Here is a 15,392-nt window from a genome sequence, read left to right as displayed (position 1 = left end):
TGTAAAGCGCACGAAGGCGCACAGCTGGGCTAGTCTGGGTGCTGTGACAATCGCGTTGGAGGACGTGCTCGCCAAGGCGGGACTCCGGATCGCGGCCGCGGAGTTCCTGACCCTGGTCGAGGACGCGGCGCGTCGGCTGGTCCCGCCGAACCCCGATCCCGCGCACTTCTTCGCCCCCGGCCAGCGGCAGGCGCTCGCCGAAGCCGGCCTCGACCTCTCGCCGTACCACGAGGACGAGCCCGACTACCGGGCCCGCGCGGTCGCCGCGCAGGCCGTGCTGGCCGAGTCGGCGCTCACCGTCTCGGCCGCGGCGGGCCGGCTCGGCATCGACCCGAGCCGGGTCCGGCACCGGCTGGCCGCGCGGCGGCTGACCGGCTGGAAGGACCAGGGCGGCTGGCGGCTGCCCGCCTGGCAGTTCACCGAGGACGGCGTGCTGCCGAGCCTCGACGCGGTGCTCGCCGCCGTGCCCGGGGACGAGCCCGCGCTCGTGGTCGCGGCCTTCATGACCACGAAGCAGGACGACCTGGAGATCGCGGGCGAGGCCGTCACGCCCCGGCAGTGGCTGCTCGCCGGCGGCGACCCGCGCCCCGTGGCCGCACTCGCCGGCACGCTCGGCACGGCGTTCTGAGTTGGGGTTCTTCAGCGGCGAAGCACCCGGGACAGCGCTGAGGTAGTGAGCCGGCATTCATGAGCGATCGCACGGCGACGGGGCGCCTGAGGTTCCGCTACCCCCGCCGCCACTCGAACCACTCCGAAACAGACGTTAGGCGGTAACCGCACGACATGGCCCGGCTTCCCCTGCCGCCCCGGCGTTCGGTGCTGGTCGCCCAGCTGCACGACGAGGACGTCGTCGCCGTGCACCCCGCGACCCGGCTGGTCCGCATCTTCAGCGCGCACTCCTCGCACCCGCAGCGCTGGAACTCCTTCCGGCACACCGGTCCGCTGCCGCACGGGCGGTTCGACCAGCAGCAGCCGGGACATCGCGGGGCTCCGGTGCACGACCCGGACAACGGCGTCGTGTACTTCGGCCTCTCGGTGCGCACGAGCGTCGCCGAGGTGTTCCAGACGACGTCCATCGTGGACCGTCGCACCCGGGGGCCGCAGCTGGTCGTGGTGCGCCCGACGCGGACGCTGCGGCTGCTCGACCTGTCCGGGCTGTGGCCGACCCGGGTCGGCGCGTCCCAGGAGATCTCCAGCGGCCCCAAGAAGATCACGCAGGCGTGGGCACGCGCGATCCGCGAGGCGTTCGACGACCTCGACGGGCTCTGGTACCGCTCGTCGATGGACGGCGGCGGGCCCGCGGTGTGCCTGTGGGACCCGCCGGCGGCCGAGGCGCTGCCCGCCGAGCCGGACGTGCTGCTGCCGCTGGACCATCCCGGCCTCGACATCCCGCTGGGCCGGGTCTGCGAGCAGCTGAACTACGTCCTGCTCTCCTGAAGCGGGCGCGAGTACCGGATCTCCTGGGTCCGCTCACCGTGGATCTCGAGGTCCTTCTCGACCTCGTCGCACTTCCACCCGTGTGCCTCGTAGAACCGCCGCGCCGGCGCGTTGCCGGTCAGTACCCACAGCACGGCGTGCCGGAAGCCGAACGCGGCGAGGTGCCCGAGGGCGGCCTGGTGCACCGCGTGCCCCGCGCCGGTGCCACGCCGGCGCGGGTCCGCGTAGATCGCGCACAGCTCGGCCGTGGCGTGCACCGGATGCCGGTCCGTCTCCTCGCGCACGGCCTGGACGAACGCGTAGGACCCGACCACGGAGTCCGCGCCCGCCGCGACGAACATCGCCGCGGGCTCGGCGTAGCTGCGCAGCCCGGTGGCCCACCGCTCGCGGACGGTCTCGTGACGCATCGCGTCGAGGTAGGAGTCCGGGATCAGGCCCCGGTAGGCGGCGCGCCAGCCGTCGATGTTGATCTCCGCGATCCGCGCGGCGTCCGCCGGGACCGCGCGCCGTACCGTCCAGCCCATACCCCGGATCGTCCCAGAGTCCGCCAGCCGGTTTCTACAGGTGCCGCGACCACCACTCGAGGACCGCCTCGAGCCGCTGGACCCGATGCCGTGGCTTGCCCGAGCGGCTCAGTTCGTGCCCCTCTCCCGGGAACAGCAGCATCTCCACGTCCGCGCCGTTGCGCTTGAGCGCCACGTACAGCCGCTGCGCCTGCTCGACCGGGCAGCGCCAGTCGTGCTCGGAGTGCACCACCATGAACGGGATGCCGATGCGGTCGGCGTAGGTCAGCGGGCTGCGGTCGAGCTGCGTGGCCAGGTCGCCGCCGATGTAGGCGTCGACGAAGGACCAGCCGATGTCGGAGCTGCCGACCATCGAGTCCCAGGCGTTGACGGCCCGCTCGCTCCACGCGGCGCGGAACCGCTCGCCGTGGTGCGACGCGAGCCAGCTGGTCATGAACCCGCCGTAGGAACCGCCCATCACGCCGACCCGCGACGCGTCGAGCCCGGGCCGTTCCAGCGCGGAGTCCAGCAGCGCCAGCAGGTCGTCGACGTCGACGGTGCCGAAGGCGCGCACGATCGCGCGGCCGTGGCTCTGCCCGTAGCCCGCCGAACCCCGCGGGTTCGCCAGCACGACCGCGTACCCCGCCGACGCGTACACCTGCGCCTCGTCGAACAGGCCCCAGTCGTAGGCGGCGAACGGGCCGCCGTGCACGACCAGGAGCACCGGGTGCGGGCCGTCGCCCTCGGGCTCGACGAGCCAGCCGTGCACCGGGTAGCCGTCGGGCGTGCTGGCCGTCAGCTCCTCCAGCGGCCGGATCCCCTTGTCCCGCAACGGCTTCGACCAGTCGGTGAGCACCTGCTGGGCGCCGCCGGAGATGAGCACGACGTCACCGGTGCTGTCCGGGCGGGCCACCACGGCGGCGATCCGGTCGCCGTCCACGGCGAAGGACCGCACCGCCGCGCGCTCCCCGGCGAGCACGGCGAGCTTGTCCAGCGGAGCCTCCTCGGCGTCGCGCGGCACCGCCCGCAGCTCGACCGCGCCCCGGTTCAGCACAGCCACCAGCAGCTCGTCGCCGAAGACCGCGGGCGCGCCCGCGCCGGCGAAGCAGTGCACCGTCTCGGCGTCGGTCAGCCGCCGCGGGGTCGCGGCCTCGCCGGACAACCGCGCGGCCCAGAGCCCGGGGTTGCGCGCCTCGGCGTAGGGCCAGGTGAACTCGGCGCCGATGAACCAGACCGTGCCGTCCTCGCCAACGGTCGCCTTCTCGACGCCACCCGCGCTGCGGACCGCGAGCCGCGGCTCTCCCCCGGCGAGGGGCACGGCGTAGAGGTCGCTCTCCTCGGTCTGCGCGGCACCCCAGTCGCGGGGCGCGACGACGAGGATCGTCTGGCCGTCGGGGGTCCACACCGGTTCGGACACGTCCACCTGCTCATCGGTGAGCGGCGTCGGCTCGTCCGCGGGCTCGAGCGCGTCCACGACGAACAACCGCTCCGGCCGGTCGCGCAGGAAACCGATGTTGTCGATGCGGTAGTCGAACCGCTTGATGTGCCTCGGCGCCTCCTCGCCCGGCTCGGGCTTCTCGCCCGTCGCCGTCGGCACGCCGTAGCGCCCCGGCTCCGGAACCCGTGCGGTGAAGGCGATCCGCCGCGAGTCCGGCGCCCACACGGGGTGGCCCGCGCCCAGCGGCAGGTCGGTCAGCCGCCGCGCGTCGCCGCCGTCGGACGGCATGACGTACAGCTGCGGCGACGACTTCGCCTCGGCCGCGCGCAGGAAGGCGGCCCAGCGCCCGTCGGGCGAGATGACGGGCGCGGAGTCGCGCTCGCCGTGGGTCCACGGCCGGACGGTCCCGTCGAGGCCGACCCGCCACAGGGCACCGCGGTAGACGTTGCCTTCGGGGTCGGGGGTGGAGACTCCGGTGAGCAGCAGATCCCCGTGCAGGGCCGGCGTGCTCGGAGTGGACAGCAGTTCGATGTCGGAGGGGCGCATACCGTCGAACCTACCGGTCGCCCGCCTGCGCCGACGCGGCTTCCCTGGCGGCGTTGCGCCTGCTCTTGGCCAGGCTCGCGACGGTCGTGATGGTCAGCACGACGACGATCACCCCGAGCGAGATCCAGTTGTTGATGTCGAGCCAGTCCGGCGCCAGGTGGTACTCGTGCAACGCGTGCAGCACCAGCTTCGCGCCGATGAACGCGAGGATCACCGCCAGCCCGTAGGAGAGGTACACGAGCTTGTTCACCAGCCCGCCGAGCAGGAAGAACAGCTGCCGCAGGCCCATCAGGGCGAACGCGTTGGCGGTGAAGACCAGGAAGGCCTCCTGGGTGATGCCGAAGATGGCCGGGATCGAGTCGACGGCGAAGAGCAGGTCGGCGCTGCCGATCGCGATGATCACGAGGAACATCGGCGTCATCAGCCGCCTGCCCTCGCGCTTGACGAACATCCGGTGCCCGTCGTAGGAGTCACTGACCGGGTAGATCTTGCGCACCCAGCGGGTCACCGCGTTCTCGTGGTACTCGTCCTTGTCCTCGTTGCCGCGCAACATGCTGGCGGCCGTCCAAAGCAGGACCGCGCCGAAGAGGAAGAACACCCACACGAACTGCGCGATCAGCGCCGCGCCGACCGCGATGAAGACGCTGCGCATGGCCAGCGCCAGCAGGATGCCGATGAGCAGCACCCGGTGCTGGTGGATCGCGGGCACCTTGAACGACGCCATGATCACCATGAAGATGAACAGGTTGTCGACCGACAGCGAGTACTCGGTGATGTAGCCGGTGAAGAACTGGATGCCGGGGTCGTGCCCCGCGAAGATCCACACCCCGGCGCCGAAGAGCACCGCGCACGACACGTAGAACACGACCCATTTGGCCGCTTCACCGGTGGTCACCTCGTGGGGCTTGTGGTCGACGATCACCAGATCGATCGCGATCAGGATGAGCAGGCCCGCAACGGTCGCGAGCCAGAGCCACACAGGGACGGTCATTTACGCAAAACCTCCGGTTAGCGCGCACAGCTGCTAGCCGGAGGTCTCTTCCGCCGGTTCGGAAACCGGCCGACGGTGCCGGGGACCCCGAAGGATCGCCGTGCTGACGACACCGCCGCGAAGGAATACTCCCCTCCACGTCCTGTCCATCATGTCCGATGTGAGGCCAGGATGCCAGCTTAGGTTGCCCTTATCACCGCGGAAGGCGACCGCTCTCGTTCGTTCTCAGGAAACTTCCCATACGGTTTCGGGGTGCCCCGAATTCCGCTTCCGCACACCCGCCGTGCCCGTCTGCTGACGCTCGGTGTGGTCGTGGTGATCCTCGCCGCCGTCGGTGTCGTGTGGGCCGGCGCCGGCCGTGGCGCCGCGCCGGTCGCGAGCCAGGACGGCGTGCTCGACGTGCCCGCGGCCCCCGGCTCGGCCCAGCAGGTGCACCTGGACACCACTCTCTTCCTGCCCGCGCGCACCCCGGCGCCGGCGCTGCTGCTGCCCCACGGGTTCGGCGCCGACAAGACCAGCGTCGCGAGCGAGGCGCAGGAGCTGGCGCGGCGCGGGTTCGTCGTGCTCACCTGGTCGGCGCGCGGCTTCGGGCACAGCACCGGGCAGATCGGGCTCAACGACCCCGACCTCGAGGTGGCCGACGCGTCCCATCTCGTCGACTACCTCGCGAAGCGGCCCGAGGTCCGCCTCGACGGCCCCGACGACCCGCGCATCGGCGTCGTCGGCGCGTCCTACGGCGGCGCGCTGGCGCTGCTGCTCGCGGGGCAGGACAAGCGGATCGACGCGATCTCGCCCGAGATCACCTACAACGACCTCGCGCAGGGCCTCGTGCCCAACGCCGCGAGCGCCACCGCCCCGGCGGCCACCACTCCGGCGGCCGGCGCGTTCGCCCCGGACGGGGTGTTCAAGCGGTCCTGGGCCGGCATCCTGTTCTCCGCGGGCTCGTCGAGCGCCGGCGGCTCGGGCGGCCTGGGCACGGAGGCGCCCGAGCCCGGGCAGGAGACCGACGACAGCAGCAGCCAGAGCGGCAGCGGTGGCGGCGCGGCGGCGGGCGCGCCGGCGCAGCTGCCGTCGGCGGACAGTGTGTGCGGCCGGTTCACGGCGCAGATCTGCCAGGCCTACACCGAGCTCGCCACGACGGGCCGGGCCACCCCGGCGACCGTCGACCTGCTGCGCCGCCTGTCCCCCGCGTCGGTGACGAGCCGGATCACCGCGCCGACACTGCTCGTGCAGGGCGAGACCGACACGCTGTTCGGGCTCGACCAGTCCGACGCGACCGCCCGCCAGATCGCCGCGGCGGGCGGCAAGGTCCAGCAGATCTGGTACGCGGGCGGGCACGACGGCGGGCAGCCGGGACCGCAGCTGCGCGCCAAGGTCGCGGACTGGCTGTGGTTCCAGCTCACCGGCGAAGGAGCCAACCCGGTCACCGGCTTCTCCTACGACGTCCAGGGTTCATTGCGGGCATCGGGGGCGCCGTCGGTGCGGATCCAGAACGCTCCGGACTACCCGGGAATCACCGGCGACGCGACGCAGCGGAGCTCCGTGGCGCTGCGCGGCGGTCAGCAGACGATCATCAACCCGCCGGGCGGCGCGCCGGCCGCGGTCAGCGGGATCCCCGGCCTGAACGGGCTCGCCGGGTCCGCCCGGCTCTCCGGCCTGTTCGGGATCGACCCGCCGGGCGAGTCCGCCCGGTTCACCACCGCGCCGGTCGACTCGCAGCTGCTGGTCGCCGGGTCCCCGACGATCCGGCTGCGCGTCGCCGGAAGTACGCCGGACGCGGTGCTGTTCGTCAAGCTGTACGACGTCAGCCCTGACGGCACCCGCACCCTGCCGGCGAACGCCGTCGCGCCGGTGCGGGTCCCGCTCACCGGCGGCCCGGCCGAGGTGACCGTGACCCTCGCCGGCATCGTGCGGCCGATCGAGTCCGGGCACTCGCTGCAGGTCGTGGTCACCACGACCGACCAGGCGTACACGACACCGATCGCCCCGGCCGCCTACCAGGTCTCGATCGACGGCGGGGTGTCCGTGCCGGTCATCCCCGGGACCGCGGTCGGCTCCGGCTGGCCGGTCGGCAGCCTCCTGGGGATCGCGGGCATCCTCCTCGCCGCGCTCGTCGTCGCGATCCTCGCCGCACTGCGCCGGCGGCGCTCGCACCGCGCGGACCCGGCGCTCGCGGACGTGCCGCTGGTGATCGAAGGGCTGACGAAGGCCTACCGCGGTGGGGTCACCGCGGTACGGGACCTGTCGTTCCGGGTCGAACCCGGCCAGGTGCTCGGCCTGCTCGGGCCGAACGGCGCGGGCAAGACGACCACGCTGCGCATGCTGATGGGCCTGATCACGCCCACCACGGGGCAGATCAGGGTGTTCGGCTACCAGGTGAGCGCGGGCGCGCCCGTGCTGTCGCGGATCGGGTCCTTCGTGGAGGGTTCGGGCTTCCTGCCACACCTGTCCGGCGAGCTGAACCTGCGGCTGTACTGGGACGCGACCGGGCGGCCCGCGGAGCGGGCGCACTTCGCCGAGGCGCTGGAGATCGCGGGCCTCGGCGACGCGGTGCACCGGAAGGTGCGCACCTACAGCCAGGGCATGCGGCAGCGGCTGGCGATCGCGCAGGCGATGCTCGGGCTGCCGGAGCTGCTCGTGCTCGACGAACCGACCAACGGGCTCGACCCGCCCCAGATCCACCAGATGCGTGAGGTGCTGCAGCGGTACGCGGCGACCGGGCGCACCGTGGTGGTGTCGAGCCACCTGCTGGCCGAGGTCGAGCAGACCTGCACGCACGTGGTGGTCATGCACCGCGGCGCGCTGGTCGCCTCGGGCGAGGTCGGCGACATCGCCGCGGCCGGCGGGGAGGCGACGTTCCGCGTCGACGACCCGGAGGCGGCGGCGAGCGCGCTGCGCTCGGTCGGCGGAGTGTCCGAAGTGGACATCGAGGGCGACCTCGTGCACGCCGACCTGGACGGGCTGCCGCGAGCCGAGGCCGTGGCCGCGCTGGTGCGCGCCGGGGTCGCGGTCGAGCAGGCCGGGCCGCGGCGCCGGCTGGAGGACGCGTTCCTGAGATTGGTGGGTGACGGGGAATGAGCAAGCACGAGACCGCGAACGCGGAGCTCGACCACGGAGTCCACACCGACCCCGCCGCGCTCGACGAGCTGACCGAGGCGGCCCGGCGCGAGCAGACCGAGGTCGGCGCGGACGGCGGGGTCGCGGGCTACCGGGCGGGGCGCACGCTCCGGCTCGGGGTGGAGCTGCGCCGTCAGCTGCACCGCCGGCGCACCCAGCTCGTGCTCGGGTTCGTCGTGCTGCTGCCGTTCATCCTGGTGGTCGCGTTCGAGGTGGGCCAGTCCAGCCCGAACCGGCGCTCCGGCGGCTTCGTCGACCTGGCCACGGCGAGCGCGCCGAACTTCGTGGTGCTGGCGCTGTTCGTCGCGGGCGGCTTCCTGCTGCCCACGATCGTCGCACTGTTCTTCGGGGACACCATCGCGAGCGAGGCTTCGTGGTCCAGCCTGAAGTACCTGCTCGCGATCCCGGTGCCGCGGCACCGGGTGCTGCGGCAGAAGGCGATCGCGTCGGGACTGCTGTCGGTGCTCGCGCTGGTGCTGTTGCCGGTGGTCTCGCTCGTGGTGGGCCTGATCTGGTACGGCGCCGGCGATGCGATCAGCCCGACCGGGGACGCGATCCCGTTCGGCCGCAGCCTGGCGGTGATCGCACTGGCCACGGTGTACATCGTGGTGCAGCTGGCCTGGGTCGCGGGGCTCGCGCTGCTGCTGAGCGTGTCCACCGACGCGCCGCTGGGCGCGGTCGGCGGCGCGGTGCTGGCGGCGATCCTGTCCCAGATCCTGGACCAGATCACCGCGCTGGGCAGCCTGCGCAACTACCTGCCGACGCACTACTCCTACGCCTGGATGGACCTGATCGCGAACGACATCGACTGGACCAACATGGCCGCGGGCGCGCTCTCGGCGGTCGCCTACGCGACGGTGCTGTCGCTGATCGCCGCCCGCCGGTTCGCCACGAAGGACATCACGAGCTGACATACTCCGGGCCATGAACGCCGTCGAGGTCAGCCATCCGCCCGCCGCGGTGGTACAGGTGCTCAACCGGGTGCTGCTGGCCGCCCTGCGCACCCCGCTCGGCAAGCCGGTGAACCGGGCGGTGCTGGTGCTGCGGTTCACCGGGCGCCGTACCGGCCGCCGCTACGACGTGCCGGTCACCGCGCACCGGAACGAGGGCTCCCTGATGGTGCTGACGAGCGCGCCGTGGCGGGTCAACTTCCGCGGCGGGCGCGACGTCGACGTCACCTTCGAGGGCCGGACGACGCCGATGCGCGGGGTGCTGGTGGAGTACGCGCGGACGGTGGCCGAGACCTACGCGCGGCGGATCGAGGAGCTGGGCGTGCGGCAGGCCCAGCGGCAGCTCGGGATCAGGATCAACGTGCCGCGCGTGCCGACGACGGAGGAGCTGGTCGCCGCCGTCGAACGGGAACGGCTGTCGATCATCTGGCTCAAGCCGCGCACGGCGGGGGAAGCGTAAACTCCAGCTTCTCCCTTCCCGCCACGCGAGGAGGCACCGTATGCCTCGTCCCGTCCACTTCGAGATCCACGCGACGGACCCGGAGCGCGCGATCACGTTCTACACGACGGTCTTCGACTGGTCGTTCGAGCGCTGGGGCAGCAACCCGTACTGGCTGATCAGCACGGGTGACGGTCCCGGCATCGACGGCGGGCTCGTACCGCGCCAGGGCCCGGCGCCCATGGACAACGCCCCGGTGAACGCCTACCCCAACACGATGGAGGTCTCGGAGCTCGACCTCGCGCTGCGGCGCGTGCAGCAGGCGGGCGGGGCGGTCATCGTGCCGAAGACGGCGGTGCCCGGGGTGGGCTGGCTCGGCTACTGCAAGGACACCGAGGGCAACATCTTCGGCCTGCTGGAGAACGACCCGAGCGCGGAGTGAGGGCGGCCGAGGCGCCGCTGACCAGGGCGAACACAAACTGTCGGTGGGTGGGCCTACCCTGGTTCCCGTGGCTTTCGCAACCGAACACCCCGTGCTGGCGCAGTCCGAGTTCCGCCCGGTCTCCGACATCCCCCGGAGCGGTGGCCGGTTCGAGGTCGTCAGCGACTACAAGCCCGCCGGCGACCAGCCGGCGGCCATCGACGAGCTCGAGCGCCGGATCAGGGCGGGCGAGAAGGACGTCGTGCTGCTGGGCGCCACCGGTACCGGCAAGTCGGCCACCACGGCCTGGCTGATCGAGCGGGTCCAGCGTCCGACACTGGTCATGGCGCCGAACAAGACACTGGCCGCCCAGCTGGCCAACGAGCTGCGCGAACTGTTCCCGCACAACGCGGTCGAGTACTTCGTCAGCTACTACGACTACTACCAGCCCGAGGCGTACATCGCGCAGACCGACACCTACATCGAGAAGGACTCCTCGATCAACGACGACGTGGAGCGGCTGCGCCACTCCGCGACGATGAACCTGCTCTCGCGGCGGGACGTCATCGTGGTCGCGTCGGTGTCGTGCATCTACGGCCTCGGCACGCCGCAGTCCTACCTGGACCGCTCGAGCAAGCTCGAGGTCGGCGGCCAGGTCGACCGGGACGTGTTCCTGCGCGCGCTCGTCGACGTGCAGTACACGCGCAACGACATCGCGTTCGCGCGCGGCACCTTCCGGGTGCGCGGGGACACGGTGGAGATCATCCCGGCGTACGAGGAGCTGGCGATCCGGGTCGAGTTCTTCGGCGACGAGATCGACAAGCTGTACTACCTGCACCCGCTCACCGGGGACATCGTGCGCGAGGTGGACGAGGTCCGGATCTTCCCGGCCACCCACTACGTCGCGGGCCCGGAGCGGATGGAGAAGGCCATCAAGGGCATCGAGGCGGAGCTGGAGGAGCAGCTGGCCAGGCTCGAGAAGCAGGGCAAGCTGCTGGAGGCGCAGCGGCTGCGCATGCGCACCAGCTACGACATCGAGATGATGCGCCAGGTCGGGTTCTGCTCGGGCATCGAGAACTACTCGCGGCACATCGACGGCCGTCCCGCCGGGTCCGCGCCCGCCACCCTGATCGACTACTTCCCGGACGACTTCCTGCTGGTCATCGACGAGTCGCACCAGACGGTGCCGCAGATCGGCGGTATGTACGAGGGCGACATGTCGCGCAAGCGGAACCTGGTGGAGTACGGCTTCCGGCTGCCGAGCGCGACGGACAACCGGCCGCTGACGTGGGAGGAGTTCTCCGAGCGGATCGGGCAGACGGTGTACCTGTCGGCGACGCCGGGCCCGTACGAGATGGGCCAGGCCGGCGGCGAGTTCGTCGAGCAGGTCATCCGCCCGACGGGCCTGGTCGACCCGCAGGTCGTGGTGAAGCCGACCGAGGGCCAGATCGACGACCTGGTGCACGAGATCCGCGAGCGGGCCGACAAGGACGAGCGGGTGCTGGTCACCACGCTGACCAAGAAGATGTCCGAGGACCTCACCGACTACCTGCTGGAGCTGGGCATCCGGGTGCGGTACCTGCACTCGGAGGTGGACACCCTGCGGCGGGTGGAGCTGCTGCGGCAGCTGCGCTCGGGCGACTTCGACGTGCTGGTCGGCATCAACCTGCTGCGGGAGGGTCTCGACCTGCCGGAGGTGTCGCTGGTGGCGATCCTCGACGCGGACAAGGAGGGCTTCCTGCGCAGCGGGACCTCGCTGATCCAGACGATCGGGCGCGCGGCGCGGAACGTCTCCGGCGAGGTGCACATGTACGCGGACAAGGTGACCGACTCGATGAGCTACGCGATCGAGGAGACGAACCGCCGCCGGGCGAAGCAGATCGCGTACAACGAGGAGCGTGGGCTCGACCCGCAGCCGCTGCGGAAGAAGATCGCCGACATCCTCGACCGGGTGTACACCGAGGCCGAGGACTCCGAGCGCGAGGTCGAGGTGGGGGGCTCGGGCCGGAACGCGTCCCGCGGCAAGAAGCCCGTCCAGGGCGGCGGCGGCCGGTCGTCGGGGGTGCTGGTGGACAGGGACGTGTCGACCATGCCGCGGGCGGAGCTGGCGGACCTGATCCAGTCGATGACGGACCAGATGATGCAAGCCGCCCGCGACCTGCAGTTCGAACTGGCGGCCCGGCTCCGCGACGAGATCGCCGACCTGAAGAAGGAACTGCGCGGCATGGACGCGGCGGGCATCAAGTAAGCGGTTGGGGGGTCTGGGGAACGGCGGAGGGGAGGGGAGCCCGGGAGCGGGTCGGGTGGCCGGGCGCGGTGACGGCGCGGTCAGGCAGGCGGCGCGGCGGAGCCAGACGGGCGACCCAACCCGGCGCGGCGGCGGTGGCCCAGGCGGGCGCGGTAGCGGCGCGGCGCAAGGCAGGCGGCGGGCCGGGCACGGCGGTGGCGGCGGCGGAGCCAGGCAGGCGGCGAGGCGGCGGCGACCCAACCCGGCGCGGTGACGGTGACGGCGCAGCCAAACAGGCAGCCCGACCCGCCGCGGCCTGAGCGCGAGGCAGGCGACAGGGAGCGTGTGGCAAGGCGAGCGGCCCGACTCAGGCGCGGGATGCAGCCGAGCGCCGTCTCAGGGGCGCCAGTCGAGCGCACACCAACCGGAACCCCGTGGCCGCACCCGAACAATCACCCGCTCAATCACCCGCGAACAATCACCGCGAATTAATCACCCGGCGAACAACCGCCCCGCCAAGGACACCTACTGCCCGACGCCCAGCTTCAGCGCAGGGCGCGGCAGGCGCGCCGGGCCTGCCGCGCCAGGCAGGCTTCGCACGGCATGCCGGCGATGCCGTCCAGCACCTCGGCCTGGGCGGGGAGGATGACCTCGCCGCAGACTGCGAGCAGCCGGTCCGGGATGGGGCCGTCGGCGGGCAGCGGCACGAGATGGCTGACCCGTTTGCACTCGCCGACCACGCCGCGCCGCAGGCGGATGACCGCGATCAGATCGGTCGGCTCGGCGTGGATGACGTTCCCCATACGCTGAGCGTAAACCGGAATAATCGCGAACGCTTCGTGTCAACGGCCCAATGATCACCCGAAGGACTGGTGTCAAAGACCGAAAATATCGGGTCTTTGATTATTCAAGCGGCTAAACACCGATGTCGGTCAGGGCGCGAGCAGCACGGCCGACCCGAGCCGCTGGCACAACTTGAGCGCGAGTTCCACGTCCAGGCGATTATCGGTGACCGCCCGCCCCAGCGTCTCCTCCGCCTTGCGCACCCGGTACTGCACCGAGTTCTTGTGCATCGTCAGCTTCGCCGCCGCCGCGGTGTAGCTGCCGCCCGTCGCGAGGAACACCAGCAGCGTCTCCCGCAGCCGCTCGTGCTGCTCGTCGTCCGTCGCCAGCTCGCCCAGGATGTCCCCCACCCAGCTGCGGGTCGCGGCGACGTCCGAGGCCATCAACGCGAGCGCCCCCACGTCGCGGAAGGTCAGGGCACGCTCGCACTGCTCCCCCGCCGCCGTGGACAACGCGTGCACCCGCCCGGCCTGACGGTGGCTGCGCCGGAACCCCTCGATCCCCTCGCCCGGATCCCCGAGCACGAGCCGGACCGTCGGCTCCGCCTTCTCCAGCACGCGCTGCACGTCCTCCTCCTGCGGCAGCACCGCCTTCTCCAGCGGGAACCACACCCACGCGCACCGCTCGTCCGCGGGCACCAGCAGCGGCAGCCCGGTGGTCGGCAACCCCTCGCCGAGCGCCGCGGTGACCGACTCGAGCGAACCCAGCGCGTTGCCCTGTGCGGGCTCGACGGCGTGCCACACGATCATCGCCAGATGCGTCCCGCGCAGCCGGTAGCTCAACGCGGTCTCGACGGCGTCCAGCTCCTGCCCGTCGCCCTCCAGCAGCTCGCGGACCCGCGCCGCGCGCAGCGCGCTGCGGTTGAGCAACCAGCGGTCGCGTTCCTCCTGGTACGCCGACACGACCTGCCTGGTGACCCGGTCGATGAAGGCGAACGTGCCGGTTAGCGCCTTGCTCATCATCCCGCCGAGCAGCACCGGGTCGTCCGCCAGGCGGGTCGCCTGGGTGAGCGCGTGGTTGAGGATCGCGGTCTGCCCCAGGTAGTACGCGCGAATCAGATCGATCACCGGGGTGCCGCGCTGGGCGAGCCGGCGCGCGTACTCCATCGCCGCGGCGGGCGCCTCGACCCGCGTCGGGTCGATGCCGTGCACGAAGATCCGCAGCGCGGTGTCGATGTTCTGGAACAGGCTCGCCGAAAGCAGGCTGACCACGCTCTCGTCGTCGTGCACGAGATGCGGGAGCTCACGCGCGTAGAGCTCCACCAGGTCGGTCGTCAGTTCACCGACCTGGTTGCTGAGGTCGCCCGCGATACGGGCGAGGAACTCGTTCACGTCCGCCTCGTCCACCACGCGATCACCCTACCGGCGTGACACTCGTTTTCGGGCTGTAAACCCGCCAAGATAGGCCGCATGGCAGAGCACGCGGGCACCGTCCACCCGCCGAAGATCGAGACCTTCGACGTCGCCGCGGGCACGAACACCGACCCGAAGGGCACGGTGCGGCAGGTGGAGGAGTACCGCGTCGAGCCGTTCGGCCTCTACGTCGCCCGCCCCACCCCGGGTCGCGCGCAGTTCCACTACCTCGAATCGTGGCTCCTGCCCGGGCTCGGCCTGCGGCTGACCGACTTCTGGTTCAGCGCGGGACACGAGCGCGACCAGGACTTCTACCTCGACGTGGTGACCGTGGACCGCGACGGCGACGTCTGGCGCTCCACCGACTGGTACCTCGACCTCGTGGTGCGGGACGGGCGCGGGCTGGAGGTGCTCGACACCGACGAGCTGCTCGCCGCCTCCACCGCCGGGCTGCTCAGCCCCGCCGACGCCCGCCGGGCGCTCGAGGTCGCCTACGACACGGTGGCCGGCCTGGCCGCCCACGGGTACAAGGTCCGCGACTGGCTGTCCACTTTGGACATCGAGTTGTCCTGGCGGCGGCACTGACATCCACCGATCGGTGGACCGCGATCTGACCGCGAAGTCGATTCGCCGGGCCTCGCGCCGCGAAATCCTCGAAGCACACAGGTTCGAGGAAGGGGAACGGCCATGGCGGTCGTCGAGGTGGCGCAGCTGCACAAGCGCTACGGGGAGAAGGTCGCCGTGGAGGACGTGTCCTTCACGGTGGACCAGGGGGAGATCTTCGGGATCCTGGGGCCGAACGGCGCCGGGAAGACCACCACGGTCGAATGCGTCGAGGGACTGCGCACGCCGGACGGGGGCGCGGCGAGGCCGTGCTCTCGCCCGCCGTCGCGAGCCGGCTCATGGGCCAGATGCGGGCGCCGGCGCGCGAGGAGCCGAGCCGGCGGGAGCTCGAGGTGCTCGGCCTGATCGCGCGGGGGTGCACGAACAAGGAGGCGCGCGGCGGCTGTTCATCAGCGAGGCCACGGTGAAGACACATCTGCTGCACGCCTACGCGAGCTCGGGGTGAAGGACCGCGCCGCCGCGGTCGCGACGGCGTTCCGGCGGGGCTGCTCTAGTAACGTGCGG

Annotated in this window: 13 protein-coding genes and 2 pseudogenes; 10 read left to right on the top strand and 5 right to left on the bottom strand. The window is 71.8% G+C overall.

Translation table 11 applies throughout. The features are described from left to right. Positions 1–43: 43 nt before the first annotated feature. Together LWP59_RS11730 and LWP59_RS11725 are read left to right on the top strand one after the other, a co-directional pair. Positions 44–628 carry a DNA-binding protein gene (locus LWP59_RS11730; RefSeq protein ID WP_144643280.1) on the top strand — a complete coding sequence of 195 codons (585 nt, stop codon included), beginning with the start codon at positions 44–46 and terminating at the stop codon, positions 626–628. Positions 629–783: 155 nt separating this feature from the next. Beyond that, positions 784–1,437, top strand: a complete 654-nt coding sequence (locus LWP59_RS11725) for an RES family NAD+ phosphorylase (protein WP_144643279.1) — start codon at positions 784–786, stop codon at positions 1,435–1,437. Here the strand turns inward: LWP59_RS11725 and LWP59_RS11720 are convergent. The 3 genes from LWP59_RS11720 to LWP59_RS11710 are packed head-to-tail and all read right to left on the bottom strand — an operon-like array spanning position 1,419 to position 4,915. Beyond that, positions 1,419–1,961 carry a GNAT family N-acetyltransferase gene (locus LWP59_RS11720; protein ID WP_144643278.1) on the bottom strand — a complete coding sequence of 181 codons (543 nt, stop codon included), beginning with the start codon at positions 1,959–1,961 and terminating at the stop codon, positions 1,419–1,421. The two genes, LWP59_RS11725 and LWP59_RS11720, sit on opposite strands and share 19 nt — an antisense overlap. Positions 1,962–1,995: 34 nt before the next feature. Beyond that, positions 1,996–3,924, bottom strand: a complete 1,929-nt coding sequence (locus LWP59_RS11715) for a S9 family peptidase (RefSeq protein ID WP_144643277.1) — start codon at positions 3,922–3,924, stop codon at positions 1,996–1,998. A 10-nt stretch (positions 3,925–3,934) separates the two neighbouring features. Beyond that, positions 3,935–4,915, bottom strand: a complete 981-nt coding sequence (locus LWP59_RS11710) for a TerC family protein (RefSeq protein WP_144643276.1) — start codon at positions 4,913–4,915, stop codon at positions 3,935–3,937. Between the two features lie 252 nt (positions 4,916–5,167). On the opposite strand from LWP59_RS11710, the gene LWP59_RS11705 reads away from it, so the two are divergent. The 5 genes from LWP59_RS11705 (at position 5,168) to uvrB (ending at position 12,090) form a co-directional block, all read left to right on the top strand. Next, a complete protein-coding gene (locus LWP59_RS11705; protein ID WP_144643275.1) occupies positions 5,168–7,993 on the top strand; it encodes an alpha/beta fold hydrolase in 2,826 nt (941 codons plus the stop codon). Beyond that, positions 7,990–8,943 carry an ABC transporter permease gene (locus LWP59_RS11700; protein WP_144643274.1) on the top strand — a complete coding sequence of 318 codons (954 nt, stop codon included), beginning with the start codon at positions 7,990–7,992 and terminating at the stop codon, positions 8,941–8,943. Before LWP59_RS11705 ends, LWP59_RS11700 begins: the two co-directional genes overlap by 4 nt. Positions 8,944–8,956: 13 nt before the next feature. Beyond that, a complete protein-coding gene (locus LWP59_RS11695; protein WP_186383468.1) occupies positions 8,957–9,442 on the top strand; it encodes a hypothetical protein in 486 nt (161 codons plus the stop codon). 40 nt (positions 9,443–9,482) lie between these two features. Further along, positions 9,483–9,863 (top strand): VOC family protein, encoded by a 381-nt coding sequence (locus LWP59_RS11690; protein WP_144643273.1) that lies wholly within the window; start codon positions 9,483–9,485, stop codon positions 9,861–9,863. Positions 9,864–9,930: 67 nt separating this feature from the next. Beyond that, complete coding sequence (uvrB, locus tag LWP59_RS11685; RefSeq protein WP_186383467.1) at positions 9,931–12,090, top strand: excinuclease ABC subunit UvrB; 2,160 nt, start codon at positions 9,931–9,933, stop codon at positions 12,088–12,090. 524 nt (positions 12,091–12,614) lie between these two features. Here uvrB and LWP59_RS11680 read toward each other — a convergent pair. Both LWP59_RS11680 and LWP59_RS11675 read right to left on the bottom strand, forming a co-directional pair. Then, positions 12,615–12,872 carry a hypothetical protein gene (locus LWP59_RS11680; RefSeq protein WP_144645212.1) on the bottom strand — a complete coding sequence of 86 codons (258 nt, stop codon included), beginning with the start codon at positions 12,870–12,872 and terminating at the stop codon, positions 12,615–12,617. A gap of 129 nt (positions 12,873–13,001) precedes the next feature. Then, a complete protein-coding gene (locus tag LWP59_RS11675; protein WP_144645214.1) occupies positions 13,002–14,261 on the bottom strand; it encodes a PucR family transcriptional regulator in 1,260 nt (419 codons plus the stop codon). A 60-nt stretch (positions 14,262–14,321) separates the two neighbouring features. Here LWP59_RS11675 and LWP59_RS11670 point away from each other — a divergent pair, with 60 nt between their 5' ends. From LWP59_RS11670 to LWP59_RS11660, 3 genes and pseudogenes are all read left to right on the top strand, one after another. After that, positions 14,322–14,849, top strand: a complete 528-nt coding sequence (locus LWP59_RS11670; protein ID WP_144645216.1) for a DUF402 domain-containing protein — start codon at positions 14,322–14,324, stop codon at positions 14,847–14,849. A gap of 102 nt (positions 14,850–14,951) precedes the next feature. Then, a pseudogene (locus tag LWP59_RS11665) lies at positions 14,952–15,134 on the top strand (ATP-binding cassette domain-containing protein); the annotation flags it as partial. Beyond that, positions 15,125–15,374, top strand: a pseudogene (locus tag LWP59_RS11660) (helix-turn-helix domain-containing protein); the annotation flags it as partial. The pseudogenes LWP59_RS11665 and LWP59_RS11660, both read left to right, overlap by 10 nt. Between the last annotated feature and the right edge of the window lie 18 nt (positions 15,375–15,392).

This window comes from Amycolatopsis acidiphila (genome assembly GCF_021391495.1).
In the GTDB taxonomy this organism is placed as follows: Bacteria; Actinomycetota; Actinomycetes; order Mycobacteriales; family Pseudonocardiaceae; genus Amycolatopsis_E; species Amycolatopsis_E acidiphila.
Note: the sequence above shows the minus strand (reverse complement) of the source record. Positions and strands in the feature narration are given on the sequence as shown.